This window comes from Acidovorax sp. 59 (assembly GCF_002754175.1).
GTDB classification, from domain to species: Bacteria; Pseudomonadota; Gammaproteobacteria; order Burkholderiales; family Burkholderiaceae_C; genus Acidovorax; species Acidovorax delafieldii.
The window spans coordinates 1219171-1233783 of the sequence record NZ_PEET01000001.1 but is presented as its reverse complement, the minus strand read 5'-3'; the positions used below and the strand labels follow the sequence as shown (position 1 = coordinate 1233783).

The following is a 14613-nucleotide window of genomic DNA, read 5'->3' as shown; positions in this document are numbered from 1 at the left end:
AAGAGAACAAATACAAAACAAGAAAAACTCAGAACGCCTCGGCGTTCTTGTCGTCCAGCAGGCGTTCGGCGTCCTTGCGGCCAAACAGCCAGAACAGGGCCGGGGTGAGGAAGGTGTCGAGCAGCGTGGAGCTGATGAGGCCGCTGAAGATCACCACCGCCACCGGGTGCAGGATTTCGGTGCCGGGGCGCTCGGCCTCCAGCAGCAACGGGGCCAGCGCAAAGGCGGTGACCAGGGCGGTCATCAGCACGGGGCTCAGGCGCTCTAGCGAGCCGCGCACGATCATGGCGGTGTCAAAGCGCTCACCTTCCACGCGCATCAGGTTGAGGTAGTGGCTCACCTTCAAAATGCCGTTGCGCACCGAGATGCCCGCCAGTGTGATGAAGCCAATCAGCGCCGCCACCGACAGCGGCTGGCCCGACACCCACAGCCCCAGCACCGCGCCCACCAGCGCCAGCGGGATGTTGGCCATGATGAGTGCCGACAGCGTGGCCGAGCGGTAGCGGGTGTAGAGCACCACAAACATCAGCACCAGCGAGACGATGGCGAGCAGGCCCACCAGGCGGCTGGCTTCTTCCTGCGCCTGGAACTGGCCGCCCAGGGTGATGAAGTAGCCCTCGGGCAGGCGCGTGTCGCCCACGGCCTGGCGGATGTCGGCCACCACGTCGGACAGCGCCCTGCCCTGCGCGTTGGCCGACAGCACGATGCGGCGCTTGCCATCGTCGCGGCTGATCTGGTTGGGGCCGTCGCCCTCTTCGATGGTGGCCAGGCGCGACAGGGGCACGGGGCCGCGTGGCGTGTCGATCAGCACACGCGCCAGGCTGTCGATGGAGCGTGCGCTGTCGGGCAGGCGCACCACCAGCGCAAAGCGGCGGCTGCCTTCCACCACCTGGGCTACTTTCTCGCCCTCTACCAGCGTCTGCAGCGCGGCCAGTACCTGGGGTGCGGGCACGCCCATTTGGGCAGCGGCGGCGTAGTCCACGCGCACGGTGATCTGCGGCGCCAGCACCTGCTTTTCCACCTCCAGGTCGGCCAGGCCGGGGATGCCCGCCAGCCGTGCGCGCAGGGCCTCGGCCTGGCCGCGCAGGGTGTCCAGGTCGTCGCCAAAGAGCTTGATGGCGATCTGCGAGCGCACGCCCGAGAGCATGTGGTCGATGCGGTGCGAGATGGGCTGGCCGATGGCAATGGCGGCGGGCAAATGCGCCAGGCGACTGCGGATGTCGGCCTGCACCTCGGCCATGCTGCGCTTGAGCTCGGCCGCAGGCAGCAGGCCCACATCCAGCTCGCTCACGTGCACGCCTTCGGCATGTTCGTCCAGCTCGGCGCGGCCGCTGCGCCGGCCCACGTGCGTGACCTCGGGCACCTGGCGCACCAGCACCTCGGCCTGGCGGGCCAGCGCGCTCGATTCGGCCAGCGTGACGCCGGGGTTGAGCCGCATGCCGATGAGCAGCGTGCCTTCGTTGAAGGGCGGCAAGAAGGTGGTGGGGAAAAACGGCACCGCCGCTGCCGACAGCGCCACCGCCACCGCGCTCACGGCCAGGGCTGTGCGCGGGCGCGCCAGCACGGCCACAAGCCCGTTGCGGTAGCGCGCTTTGAGCCAGGCCACCACGCGCGTGTCGCCGTGGTCCAGGTTCTTCATGCGCGGAAGCAAGTAGAAAGCCAGCACCGGCGTGACGGTGACCGACACCAAGAGCGATGCCAGCGTGGACACGATGAAAGCAATGCCCAGCGGCACAAACAGCCGCCCCTCGATGCCCGGCAGCGCAAACAGCGGCAAGAACACCAGCACGATGATGGCCGTGGCATACAGGATGCCCGAGCGCACTTCCATCGACGCGAGCTTGACCACCTCGATGGGGTGCAGGCGGTGGTGGGGGTGTTTGGCGCGGTCCATCTTCAGGCGGCGCAGCACGTTTTCCACATCGACCACCGCGTCGTCCACCAAGCCACCAATGGCAATGGCCAGGCCGCCCAGCGTCATGGTGTTGATCGAGAGGCCGAAGTACTTGAACACCAGCGCCGTGATGAAGATGGACACCGGGATGGCCGTGAGCGCAATCACCGTGGGCCGGAGCGTGCCGAGGAACACGAACAGGATCACCGCCACGAACACCGAGGCGCCCATGAGCTTGCCCTGCAGCGTGGTGACCGAGGCCTCGATGAAGCTTGCCTGGCGGAAGGTGACGCGCGGCGCCTCCATGCCTGCGGGCAGCGAATTTTTCAGGTCCATCAGCGCGGCTTCAATGCTGCGCGTGAGCCCGATGGTGTCGGCCGTGGGCTGCTTCTGGATGCCCAGGATGACGGCGCCCTGCCCTTCAAAGCCTGCGTCGCCGCGCTTGGTGGCGGCGGCAAAGGTGGCATCTGCCACCTGGCGCAGCAGCACGCTCTGGCCGTTTTTGGCGGTGAGGGCCAGGTTCTGCAGGTCTTCGAGCCGCGAGGTGCGGCCCAGGTGGCGGATGAGGTATTCGCGCCCGCCCAGCTCCAGAAACCCGCCGGAGGTGTTGGCCGCAAAGCCCTTGAGCGCGCCCATGAGCTGGTCGTGTGTGATGCCCAGCGCCGCCATGCGCGCAGTGTCGGGCAGCACCTGGAACTGGCGCACCTCGCCACCGATGGGGATCACCTGCGCCACACCGGGGATGGCCATGAGGCGCGGGCGCAACACCCAGTCGGCGTACTCGCGCACGGCCATGGGGGTGGTCTTGGCCGCGTCGATGGGGATGGCCACCTGCATGATCTCGCCCATGATGGAGCTGATGGGCCCCATGCGCGGTGTGATGCCGCTGGGCAGGCCCTCTTCCATGGACGACAGGCGTTCAGACACCATCTGGCGCGCGCGGTAGATCTCGGTGCTCCAGTCAAAGGTGACGTAGATGAACGACAGGCCCGCGCTGGAGGTGGAGCGCACGCTCTCCACACCAGGCAGGCCATTCATCGTGGTCTCCAGCGGGAAGGTGATGAGCTGCTCCACCTCTTCAGCGGCCATGCCGCCCGCCTCGGTCATGAGGGTGACGGTGGGTTTGTTGAGGTCAGGGAACACGTCCACCGGCGTGCGCGAGAGCGTGAAGGCGCCGTAGGCCATGAGCACGGCGGCGGCGATGAGCACCAGCAGCCGGTTGACCAGGCTGTTTTCGAGAAGCCACTTGAACATCGTGACTCCTTAGCGGACCTGGTTGATGAGCGTGGCGCCCTGCGTGGCCACGCGGTCGCCGGGCTGCAGGCCCGAGGTCACGGCCACCGAGGCACCGTCCAGCGGCACCGCAGTGACCACCCGTGGCGCAAAGCGCTCGGGCGACTCCTTGACCCACACGACGGTCTGGTTGGCCGGGTTGCGCAGCAACGCAGCGGCGGGCACCTGCACGCCATCGACCTTGTCGGTGGACTGCACGAACACGCGTACGGGCTGGCCCAGGGCCAAGGTGCCAAGCGCAGACGAGTCGCCCGCAAACTGCAGCGGCTGCGCCTGATCACGCAGGCTGCGCGCCGCGCCCAGAAAGCGCAGTGGCACGCGCTGCCCCCCCACGGCCAGCGTGGCACCGGCCACGCTCTGGGCCTGTGCCGGGTCGTAAGCCAGGGCTTCGATGCGCAGGCGCGAGGGGTCCACCACCTCGAACACCAGTTCGCGCGCATCCACCACCTGCCCCGCCACGGCATTGGCCGAGGCGATCACGCCCGACACCGGTGCCACCAGCGCATCGCGTGTGGCCAGGCCCGCGCCCACGGCGCCCAGGCGCTGGGTGAGGCTGTGCAGCTCGCTCTCGGCGGCTTCGATGTCCTTGCGCGGCACGGTGTCGGCCAGCTCTGCCAAGCGCGCCACGCGCCGCGCGGCCAGGTCGCGGGCGGCGCGCAGCTCGGCCTGCTGGGCCAGTTGGTTGGATCGCTCGATAGCGCCCGCCGTGGGCACCACATAGGCCAGCACCTCGCCCTTGCGCACCGCCTGGCCCACACCGGGCAGGCCCTTGGGCCCGGCCTCCAGCCGCCCGGCCAACACGGCCTGCACCTTGCCGCCTGCGTTGGGGTCCATCACCACGGAGCCTGCCAGTTCAAAAGCCTTGGCGTGTTGCCCGGTGGCTGCCACCAGAGTGCGCACGCCCAGTTGGCGCTGGGCGGGTTTGGGCAGAAAGACGCTGCCATCGGGCTGGCGGCTGGGGCCGTTGCCGGTGGGCGCGGGCGGCGCGTCGCCATGGTCGTGGCCGGGGCCTGCCAGGGCAGGCAGGGGCGCGCTGAGCGCGGTAGCCATGAGCAGGGCTAGCAAGGAAGGCATGGGGTGCAAGCGCTTCATGCGGCACCTCCCACGCGCTGGTTGTCGCCCATGCGGGCAGCACGGCCCCGGCGCAAACCCCACACGGCGACCAGCGCCAGCAGCACGGCGGCCATAGCGCCTGCGATCAGCACAGTGCGGCGGGCCAGCACTGCCGGTGCGGCATCGGTGTGGGCGGCGGGGTGCAGGTCGATCTCGCCTGCGAGCAGGTCGGTGTCAGTGCCTGCGGCCACGGTGGCGGTGACAGGGCTTACGCCCTCGGCCAGCGGGGCAGCCAGGGTGGCCTGGAACTCGCCCTCGGCCACGCGGGTGACGGACACGCTGGTGCCCGCAATGTCCAGCTCCAGCCGGGCGTCTTTCACGGGGCTGTTGTCGCCCGTGTGGTCCAGATAGAGCGCGATTTTTTGCCCGTCGAGCACGCCCACCAGTTCAAACAGGTCGGAGGTAGCAGCAAAGCGCGGCAGGGCTGTGCCCGCAGCGGCGGCGGGGGCTTCGCCATGGTCGTGGCCAGCACCGGCCAGCGCGGTCGGCGGTAGCAAGCCCAGCAGCAGGGCCAGGCCCAGTGTGGAGAAAGCGGAAGAGAGTGTCATGGTCGTCTTAAAAATTGGTCGGGATTCACAGGGAGTTCATTGCGGCAGCAGGCCCAGGGCCTGGCGCAGATGGGAGATGGCGGCGGCCGCATCGATGCGGGCGCGGGCCAACTGGCGTTCGGCCTGGGCGGCCTCCAGCTCCACACGCAGGCGTGTGGGGCCGTCGGCTTCGCCCAGGCGGAAGGCCTTGTCGACAAAGCCGCGTGTGCCCTGCGCCAGGGCCGCGTGCCGTGCCAGCGCATCCCGCTGGGCCTGGGTGGCTTTCACACGGGCCATGGCGGCGGCGATGTCGGCGGCCAGGCGCCTCTGCTCCACGGCAGCACGCGCCTCGGCATCGATGGCATCGGCGCGTGCTGTAGCCTGCTTTGCCTGCGCACGGTCGCCCCCGCCCAGGGGTATGCGCAGGCCCACGGTGAAGGTCTGCTGGTAGCGATCGCCCGCCTGCTCACGCCCGCGCGTGGCGGCCACGGTCAGCTCGGGGTTGGCGCGGGTTTGCACGGCGGCCAGGTCGGCCGCGCGGCGGGCCACCTCGGCCTGGTCCTGCCAGTCGGCCGCCGCAGGGTGCTGGGCAGCGGCTGCCGTGGCATCGGGCACGGGGGGCTCGGGCTCTGCCCCGTCCGCCAGCGCCATGGTGGGCGCGGCCTGCACACCCCAGGCGGCCAGTGCGGCCTGCGCTGAGTCCCGTGCGCCCTGGGCCTCGGCCATGGCGGCTTCGGCCTGGGCCACGGCGCCGTCGGCCTGCGCCTGGTCGGCACGCGACAGGTCGCCCACACGCACGCGGCGCGCTACGTCGGCAGCCAGGCGCTGCGCGTTCAGCAGCCGGTCTTGCGCCAGGGCCCCGTCAGCCTGCGCGCGCTGCGCCGCCCACCACGCTTCGCGCACGGTGGCGGCCAGTTGCAGCTGCGCGGCGCGCTGGCGGCTGCCCAGCGCCTGCGCTTCCGCATCGGCCAGCGCGGCCTTGCGGGCGCGCTCGCCGGGCAGCCACAGCGGCAGGGCCAGGCCCACTTCGGCTTCGCGGCTGCCCTGGTTGCTGCCGGGGCGGTCGGTTTTGGTGGACAGCTCCAGCGCCACGGGCTCGGCCGTCCAGGCTTCCGCCGCGCTGCGTGTGGCCTGCGCGGCGTCGCGCCGCAAAGCTGCTGACTGCGCTTCGGGCTCGCGCTGCCAGGCCTGCTCGAACAGGGCCTGGAGTGTGAGCGGCGCCGTGCCGGGGTGGGCTGTCAGGGTCTGGGCCTGCGTGGCACTGCCCAGCAGTGCCACGCCCAGCGCCATAGCCGCTACGGCGGCGGCGGGCGCATGGTGTCGTCGTTTCGTTGATTGCATCCGATTCCTCTGCAGTGGCCAGGGGCCACAGGTTGAAATCGGCGAGGCGCGATGGGAGGAAGAGCCGATCAGCAGCACACGCAGGCGTCAGCGCGCGCGTCGCGACTGCCTCAAAAGGCAGCTCTTCAACACCATCAACAAAATGGAAACGGGACAGCCCAGAGCCCCCGCCTCGCCGCTCAGGCGAGGAAGGGCCAATTGGGGCGTTCGGGGCGTGAGAGCGGGGCCAGCGGCCAGGTTGATGCAGCCTGGCCCGGCGGGCGTGCCGCAGTCACCACGAGGGCGTGGTCACCGGGACTGTGCGCGAGACCGCTGCCCGCACCATGGCAGGCGTGACAGTCCATGTCCGCCGGGGTGGCACTGGATGTCTTGGCTGGATGGGCAGGAGACTCATCGGCCACATGATCGTGCACATGGTGGCCGAAGTGCGAGGCTTGCGGCGCCGTTTCATGCCCGCAATACGGCGAAGCAGCCGCCCAGATGGATTGGAGCGGCATGAACACCAACAAGAAGAGCAACAGCAATCGGCGCATGGGCCGCCGGATTCTAGGGAGGTTTGTAGAACCCCTACAGAAACAGCGGATCGCCCAGACCGGGTTGAAGGACTTTGGGTGATTGAGTGACAAAAGGCCCCAGGCCTGAATGCGCGGCTGGATTCACACTCCGGGCCGCCCAACCTGCAGGGACGAGGGCAGCATCCGCCCCCATCCCCTGCACGACATCAAGCAGCAACGGCCTCGGGCTGCGCTGCCTGCGCCTTGGCCCCTTCAGCCACCACTGGCATGCGGATCAGGTGGTCAAACGCGCTCAGTGCTGCCTTGGAGCCATCTCCTGCTGCAATCACGATCTGCTTGAACGGCACCGTGGTGCAATCGCCCGCAGCAAACACGCCGGGGATGTTGGTGCGACCATGCGAGTCGACGATGATTTCGCCGAACTTTGACAGCTCCACCGTGCCCTTGAGCCATTCGGTGTTGGGCACCAGGCCGATCTGCACGAACACGCCTTCCAACTGAACGGCGTGCTCCACGTTGGTTGCGCGGTCCTTGTACTTGAGGCCGTTGACCTTGCCATCGGCGCCGGTGATCTCAGTCGTCTGCGCGTTCGTGTGAATGGTCACATTGGACAGGCTCTTGAGCTTGTTGACCAGCACGGCGTCGGCCTTGAGCTGGTCGGCAAACTCGATGAGCGTGACGTGGGCTACCACGCCAGCGAGGTCGATAGCCGCTTCCACACCGCTGTTACCGCCGCCGATCACCGACACGCGCTTGCCCTTGAACAGCGGGCCATCGCAGTGCGGGCAGTAGGCCACGCCCTTGTTCTTGTACTCGGCTTCGCCTGGCACGTTCACGTTGCGCCAGCGGGCGCCGGTGGACAGGATCACCGTCTTGGCCTTAAGCGAGCCGCCGTTGGCCAGCTGCACTTCGATCAAACCACCGGGCTGCGCGGCGGGGATGAGCTTGTCGGCGCGCTGCAGGTTCATGATGTCCACGCCATAGGCGCGGGTGTGGGCTTCGAGCGCGGCGGCGAACTTGGGGCCGTCGGTTTCGAGCACCGAAATGTAGTTTTCGATCGCCAGCGTGTCGTTGACCTGGCCGCCAAAACGCTCGGCCGCCACGCCGGTACGGATGCCCTTGCGGGCGGCATACACAGCTGCTGCTGCGCCAGCGGGGCCACCACCGACGATGAGCACGTCATACGGGTCCTTGGCGCTGAGCTTGGCGGCTTCGCGGGCGGCGGAGCCGGTGTCCAGCTTTGCGACGATCTCTTCGATGGTCATGCGGCCCGAGCCGAACACCTGACCGTTCAGGAACACCATGGGCACGGCCATGATTTCGCGCTCGGTCACTTCCTGCTGGAACGCGCCGCCTTCGATCACGGTGGTCTTGATCTTCGGGTTGACGACGGCCATGAGCGACAGCGCCTGCACCACGTCCGGGCAGTTGTGGCAGGTCAGGCTCATGTAGACCTCGAAGTTGAAGTCGCCGTCCAGGGCCTTGATCGAATCGATCACGTCCTGCTCGACCTTGGGCGGGTGGCCGCCGGTCCACAGCAGGGCCAGCACCAGCGAGGTGAACTCGTGGCCCAGTGGCAGGCCAGCAAAACGCAGCGAGTTGGTGGCGCCCACGCGCTGCAGGCTGAACGATGGCTTGCGTGCATCGTTACCGTCGGTACGCAGGGTGATCTTGTCGCTGCGCAGCGATTGGATGGTCGTCAGCAGCTCGCGCATGTCGCGCGCTGTCTCGCTGTCGTCCAGGGAAGCCACCAGCTCAAACGGCTGCTGCACGCGCTCCAGGTAGGCGGCGAGTTGGGTCTTGAGTTGTTCGTCGAGCATGGTGGTGTCCTTTGAAATTCGAGTTGTGGTGTCTGGGAGGGTGACGCCAAAAAGGCTGCAGTTCAAGCCTGCTTGTCAACGTCCGGGCGTAAAAAAGCCGGACGGCATGGCGCGATGGCGCCATGACGCTGTCCGGCTTTGGAGGAGCCGTGGATTAGATCTTGCCAACCAGGTCCAGCGAAGGCGTCAGCGTCTTGGCGCCTTCCTTCCACTTGGCGGGGCAGACTTGGCCAGGGTTGGCGGCGGTGAACTGGGCAGCCTTGAGCTTGCGCAGGGTTTCCGACACGTCACGGGCGATTTCGTTGGAGTGAATTTCCATGGTCTTGATCAGGCCATCGGGGTTGATCACGAACGTGCCACGCAGTGCCAGACCTTCTTCAGGAATGTGCACGCCGAAAGCGTTGGTCAGCTGGTGCGTTGGGTCGCCGACCAGCGGGAACTTGGCCTTGCCCACGGCGTCGGAGGTTTCATGCCACACCTTATGCGAGAAGTGGGTGTCGGTGGTCACGATGTAAACCTCGGCACCGGCCTTCTGGAACTCAGCGTAGTTGTCGGCAGCGTCTTCGATTTCGGTGGGGCAGTTGAAGGTGAAGGCTGCAGGCATGAAGATCAGCACGGACCACTTGCCCTTGAGGGACTGCTCGGTCACTTCGATGAATTCACCCTTGCCGCCACGGTTGACAAAAGCGGTGGTCTTGAAGGGCTGAACTTGCGTATTGATCAGGGACATTGCTGTTTCCTTTGTGGTTGGTTGACTGAACAGGACTGAAGTTTAGGCATTTCCAAGCCATCAATCCAATTAATTGATTACATCGAATCAATTGCCAATTACTATACAACGCCCTGTGCGACCTCCCGGTGACAACCCTGGTGCGCCGCGGGGCACACAGGATGTGAACGCGAACGCCTCTCAGCATCACACGCAGCCCGCGCGCCACAGCAGGGGCTTGCCTTGCGCTCCAAGATATTGGTCAAAGACGGCTATCGCGCTTTAACGAATAGCGCCTAAAGCTCACTAATTCATAGCAAAGGCCTGATTCAAAAGCTCCAAACACTGCTGATTTGTTCCGTGAAGAGCTCTAAACCCCGCCAGTGGTGACGCTTGCCACGCTTTGCCTGCGCAACACCGTGCGCCTGCACCTGCTGATGCCGCTGGATGCGGGTGTGGGCTGCCCTGCTATAGCTTTCGCTCGTACGGGAGCGGCGCGGTAGTGCGGGTGACGAACGCGTAGCGCCACTGGATTCAGCGCTGCGTGAACGCCGCGCTTTGGGGCCGGACCCACCGGTTAGTTTTTACTGGCAAGCCCACCAATCGCCTTATTCACATCCACGCTCAGGATGCGCGGGTCCCGTTGAGCAAACAGCTTTTCAAGCTGTGGCCTGGTGATAACAAGGTGCACCAGGCCCATGTGCGCATCGACCTCTGAAAGCACGGGCAACGCTTCCACACCGGCAGCTTTGAGAATCTCGTCCAACGCGCGGGTGTTGGCATCCATCTGGTAGCGGCGCGCCTTGGGGCTTTGGTGAGACAAGTGTGTGTAAGTCACGCCACCTCGCAGAAGGATATGGATTTCCGCACGGCCTTCACGCGCCGCAACGCGCAGCGCGTCCTCATGCCAGATGGCCGACGGCTGGCGCACAAAACCACGCGGCCGCACCGCCCGCACATGCACGCTTTCCACCAATCCAAAAAACGCCACCCGATCAATTTTGGCCTGCACCACAGGCGCGAGCTGGGGGTTCTGCCTGCGGTCGATACCCTTGATGTGCTGCGCAAACGGCTCGGTAAGCAGGCGGTCCAGCACTTCGTTCACTTCCGAGGGGCCGTCAAAGCGGGTGCTGCCGTCGGGTAGCAGGGTATATGGCGGCTCTTCGGTAGCCAGTACCAAGTCCACCTCTACGGTGGGTGAGGCGACAAGCGCATCGTCGATCGCTTCGAAGCTGCCATCACCGGCACGTTCACGCCCCCAGCTCCGGCCCGTTGGATCAATGGAAAACTTTTCGGCCAATGCGGTGCGTGAAAGCATGGCGATGCCCGCCGAGTCGGTATAAAACCCAATCCACCCCAATCCGTTGTTCCTGCGGCCAGTGGGAAAAGCGGAATCGCCCAATTCCGCATACAGCCGATCGGCCAAGGCCTGCAGCCGCAATGTCTGTTCTTCTGACCGCGTGCGCCAGGCGCTGCGATCGAGGGTCACCATGACCCGCACCCAGCCGGTACGCTGAACTTGCTGCTGAAGCATTGCAAGTTCATAGGGATGAATCTCCGCCGCAGTGGCTTGGAAAGCCACTGCGGCCAGGGCCGCCAACAGGCTTGCGGCGCGCGCCCGGATGCGTGCCATGCCACCCGAAGGGAAATAGGGGAAATGGATTGGTGGTGCCATGTTGTGCTCCCGAATTGCGCCGCTTGCTCAGTGCCACATATGTCGAACGGTGTGGCGTCTTGCAAATGAGCCACGTTTGCCCTGGCGCAACAACCATTTTTTGACCATTGAGTGCGCATACACAGGCGGCACCATGCTTCTTCCTGAACGCGAACACCTCTCAACATCAAACGCAGCCATTGCGTAACCGCAGGGGTTTACCTTGCGTGGGTTGATGCAGGTCACGACAATGTGTGTCGCATCAATTCACAAACCAGAACAAGGAGTCCCCATGAAAGGTGACGCACAGGTCATTGGCCATCTGCAGGCCCAGCTCAAGAACGAACTCACCGCCATCAACCAGTACTTCCTGCACTACCGCATGCTCAAGCACTGGGGCTTCGACAAGCTGGCGAAGAAGGAGTATTCGGAATCCATCGGCGAGATGAAGCATGCCGACTGGCTCATGGACCGCATCTTCACGCTGGACGGCCTGCCCAACCTGCAGGACCTGGCCAAGATTCAGGTCGGCGAAGACGTGCCGGAGATCCTGGCCTGCGACCTGCGCGCCGAACAAGGCGCCCAAGCCACCATCAAGGATGGGATCGCCCACTGCGAAAGCGTGCGCGACTATGTATCGCGCGACCTGCTGCAAAAGATCCTGGACGACACCGAGGAGCACATCGACTTCCTCGAAACCCAGATCGATCTGATCGGCAAGGTGGGCCTGCAGAACTACCTGCAGTCGCAGATGGGCGATGTGGAGTAAGGCCACGGATCGCCAGATCGGTCCACGAAAGCGGGCAGAAAAATCAAAACGGGCTTCGGCCCGTTTTTTTGTGCCTGCGCGCTGCAACTTTGAGAATATTTCTCCGGGATAGCAATGCCCCCTGCGATCACGGGTTGTTGCAAGTGCACATCAACGGAAGAAAATTCCCGCAACACAAATGCGAATTCTTCTCAACAAAAGTAGAATAGCAGCCTACCACCAGCGGCCGGGTTCAGTGACACCCTGATTCCCGAGCCCGCCAGCAAGCCAGTCAGCCCGGCTCCAGCCGCCCGTTGCAGCCAGCGTTTGTGCGTTTTGTACCCACACACCTGTCTGGAGCTCTTTGCTGATGCCGCACCGTACGACCCGCCCCTGCCTTGCGGGGCCCTTGCCCACATACACCCCCGGGTCTCCCCGGGCCCTGCCATGAAGGCCACCCGCGTCGATGGACGCTACCGACTGGCCATCACCTCCCGCGCCGTGGCGGCAATAGGGGGCGGCTACGCGCTGGCGGCAGGCTTCTCGGCGGCGCTGTCGCTCCTGCTTGCGCAATGCATGCCCCGCGTGGAGGCTGTGCTCACGGCCACCATGCTCTCGTGGGTGGTGTATGCCGCTGCCGCTGGCTGGGCTTTTTACACACGCACCGCCTGGGGCGCCTGGGGTGGCACGCTGCTGCCCGCACTGGTGCTGGGCGCCTGCGCCACGGCACCGCATTGGATGAAGGCAGCGGCATGACCAGCAGCACACTCCCCTCCCGCACCTCGGGAGAACGGGCCCTGGCAGCCACCGCGGCCAGCACCGCGGCTGAAGCAGCACGCTCAGCCAAGAAGCCCAAGGCGCCCAACGACCGCGAGGGATTCCGCCAGGCCATGTCTTGGCTGCACACCTGGGCCGGATTGATCCTGGGCTGGCTGCTGTTTGCAATCTTCCTGACCGGCACGCTGTCGTTCTTCAAGAACGAGTTCAACCTGTGGATGCGCCCCGAGATGCATGGACTGCAGCCGGTGGATGCCACTGATCCGCAAGTGGCGCAAAAAGCCCTGGACGCGCTGGTACGCCGGGTGCCCAACGTCACGCATTGGATCATGCACCTGCCCGACGACCGCGACCCTGCCGTCAACATCCTGTGGCGCGACACGGGCAATGGCCGCTTCGAGACGCTGCGCATGAACCCGCAGACCGGCGAGGCCATCGACGCGCGCCAGACCATGGGCGGCGACTTCTTCTACCGCTTCCACTTCGAGCTGCGCACCGCGCGGAAGGGGCGCTGGACCCTCGAAGGCCGCTGGGTGGTGGGCGTAGCCACCATGCTGATGTTTGTAGCGCTGATCTCGGGGGTGATCACGCACCGCCGCATCTTCAAGGACTTCTTCACCTTCCGCCCCACCAAGGGCGGCCAGCGCGCCTGGCTAGATGCACACAACGTCAGCGGTGTACTGGTGCTGCCGTTCTACCTGATGATCACCTTCAGCGGGCTGATGATCTTCCACACGCTCTACATGCCTGCAGGCATTGCCACCGCCTACAAGGGCGAGAACGGCGTGGACTCCAACGCGTACTTTGCCGACCTGCAGGGCGAGAAAGCCGAAAGCCGCCCCCGGCGCAGACCGGGCGACAAGGTAGAGCCCCTGCCCGCTATTGCACTGCCGTCCATCCTGACCGAAGCGCGCACCCGCTGGGATGGCGGGCGCATCGGCAGCCTGCAGGCACGCCGCGACGCCAAGGGCCGCGCCGTGGTCGAGGTGACGCGCCACGAAGGCGACCGCTTGCAATACCGACCACCGCGCCTGCTGCTTGATGCCACCACCGGCCAGTGGCTGGACCAGGCCGATGCCACCGGCCCCGCCGTCAAGACCTACGGCGTGTTGTACGGCCTGCACATGGCGCGGTTTGCCGACATCGGCCTGCGCTGGGCGCTGTTTGGCTTTGGCGTGTTGGGCAGCCTGATGATCGCCACCGGCATGGTACTGTGGTCGGTCAAGCGCAGCGCCAAATCGCAGACGCAGGCCAGCCGCACAGGGATCGCCGCCAATAAAGACAACAGGGCGGGCGTCGCACCCACCAAGGCGCCGCTTGGCGAGCGCCTGGTGGCAGCCATCAACATTGCCACGCTGGCGGGCCTGCCACTGGCCTGCGGCGTGTACATCGCCTCCAACCGCCTGATCCCGCTGAACGCTGAGGGCCGGGCCGATGTGGAACTGGCCTGGTTCTTCAGCGCCTGGGGCCTGGCCCTGCTGTGGGCGCTGGCCTGCACCGTGGTGCGGCCCAGCCGCATGGGCTGGTCGGTTGCACTGGGCGCAGCGGGGCTGGTGTGGGCGTTGCTGCCTGTCATCAACGCCCTGACCACCCACACCCACCTCGGCGTCACGCTGCGGGCGGGCGAATGGGTGTGGGCCAGCATGGACCTGGCGTTCCTGACCACTGGGCTGGTGCTGGGCTGGCTGTCGTGGCGGCTGCGCCCGGGCCGTTGGCCGCGGGGCAACGCCGCGGCGGCCAAGGCGCCCCGCACGGCCCCGGCGGCTGCCTTGCCCGCTGCGCCCGAAGTGTCTGTTTCAACGTCGGGGGCTTGAACACCATGTCCGCATTTCTGCTGTGTTTTGCGGCCTGGTCGGTGATGGCGCTGGGCATGGACCGCCACCATGAAGACGCCACAGGCCGCGAAGGTGCAGCCCACCGCCTGCAACAACTGCGCCGCGCGGGTTGGCTGTTGCTGATGCTGTCGCTGTGGCTGGCCGCACACCCGGCCGATGGCGTGCCTGTCTCGCTCGGCGTGACCGCATGGGCCGTGGCCCTGTCAGTAGCTGCCGTGGCCGTGACAGCCACTGTGACCTGGCAGCCCCGGCGCACACCGCTGCTGGCGGGGTTGGCCCTGCTGGCAGGCCTCGCCGCCTGGGCCGGGGGGCGGTGAGCGGAAAGGATGCGGCGGCCCCGCTGGCTCGTCGCACTTTCTGATCCGCCTCTCACCTCTGCATTTTTTC

General features: G+C 66.2%; 12 protein-coding genes. 4 read left to right on the top strand and 8 right to left on the bottom strand.

Annotated elements, in window-relative coordinates:
- Window positions 1–28 precede the first annotated feature (28 nt).
- From CLU87_RS05575 to CLU87_RS05540, 8 genes are all read right to left on the bottom strand, one after another.
- Entirely contained in the window at window positions 29–3148 is a 3120-nt protein-coding gene (locus tag CLU87_RS05575; protein WP_099729807.1) for an efflux RND transporter permease subunit, read from the bottom strand.
- Window positions 3149–3157: 9 nt separating this feature from the next.
- Complete coding sequence (locus tag CLU87_RS05570; protein ID WP_099729806.1) at window positions 3158–4279, bottom strand: efflux RND transporter periplasmic adaptor subunit; 1122 nt, start codon at window positions 4277–4279, stop codon at window positions 3158–3160.
- Complete coding sequence (locus CLU87_RS05565) at window positions 4276–4848, bottom strand: hypothetical protein (RefSeq protein WP_099729805.1); 573 nt, start codon at window positions 4846–4848, stop codon at window positions 4276–4278. Before CLU87_RS05565 ends, CLU87_RS05570 begins: the two co-directional genes overlap by 4 nt.
- Before the next feature lie 36 nt (window positions 4849–4884).
- Entirely contained in the window at window positions 4885–6168 is a 1284-nt protein-coding gene (locus CLU87_RS05560) for a TolC family protein (RefSeq protein WP_099729804.1), read from the bottom strand.
- 179 nt (window positions 6169–6347) lie between these two features.
- A complete protein-coding gene (locus tag CLU87_RS05555; protein ID WP_099729803.1) occupies window positions 6348–6701 on the bottom strand; it encodes a hypothetical protein in 354 nt (117 codons plus the stop codon).
- A 188-nt stretch (window positions 6702–6889) separates the two neighbouring features.
- Window positions 6890–8503, bottom strand: a complete 1614-nt coding sequence (gene ahpF, locus CLU87_RS05550; protein ID WP_099729802.1) for an alkyl hydroperoxide reductase subunit F — start codon at window positions 8501–8503, stop codon at window positions 6890–6892.
- 154 nt (window positions 8504–8657) lie between these two features.
- On the bottom strand, window positions 8658–9233 hold the full coding sequence (gene ahpC / locus CLU87_RS05545; RefSeq protein ID WP_099729801.1) for an alkyl hydroperoxide reductase subunit C: 576 nt from the start codon (window positions 9231–9233) through the stop codon (window positions 8658–8660).
- Between the two features lie 556 nt (window positions 9234–9789).
- Window positions 9790–10887, bottom strand: coding sequence for a hypothetical protein (locus CLU87_RS05540; protein WP_143227253.1), 1098 nt, complete (start codon window positions 10885–10887; stop codon window positions 9790–9792).
- 271 nt (window positions 10888–11158) lie between these two features.
- Between CLU87_RS05540 and bfr the strand changes: the two genes are divergently transcribed.
- The 4 genes from bfr to CLU87_RS05520 all read left to right on the top strand — a co-directional run bounded on the left by bfr (window position 11159) and on the right by CLU87_RS05520 (window position 14543).
- Complete coding sequence (gene bfr / locus CLU87_RS05535) at window positions 11159–11635, top strand: bacterioferritin (protein ID WP_099729799.1); 477 nt, start codon at window positions 11159–11161, stop codon at window positions 11633–11635.
- A gap of 426 nt (window positions 11636–12061) precedes the next feature.
- A complete protein-coding gene (locus CLU87_RS05530; RefSeq protein ID WP_099729798.1) occupies window positions 12062–12370 on the top strand; it encodes a DUF3649 domain-containing protein in 309 nt (102 codons plus the stop codon).
- Window positions 12367–14205, top strand: coding sequence for a PepSY domain-containing protein (locus CLU87_RS05525; protein ID WP_199170799.1), 1839 nt, complete (start codon window positions 12367–12369; stop codon window positions 14203–14205). Before CLU87_RS05530 ends, CLU87_RS05525 begins: the two co-directional genes overlap by 4 nt.
- Before the next feature lie 5 nt (window positions 14206–14210).
- Window positions 14211–14543, top strand: a complete 333-nt coding sequence (locus CLU87_RS05520; RefSeq protein WP_099732053.1) for a DUF3325 domain-containing protein — start codon at window positions 14211–14213, stop codon at window positions 14541–14543.
- Window positions 14544–14613: the final 70 nt, after the last annotated feature.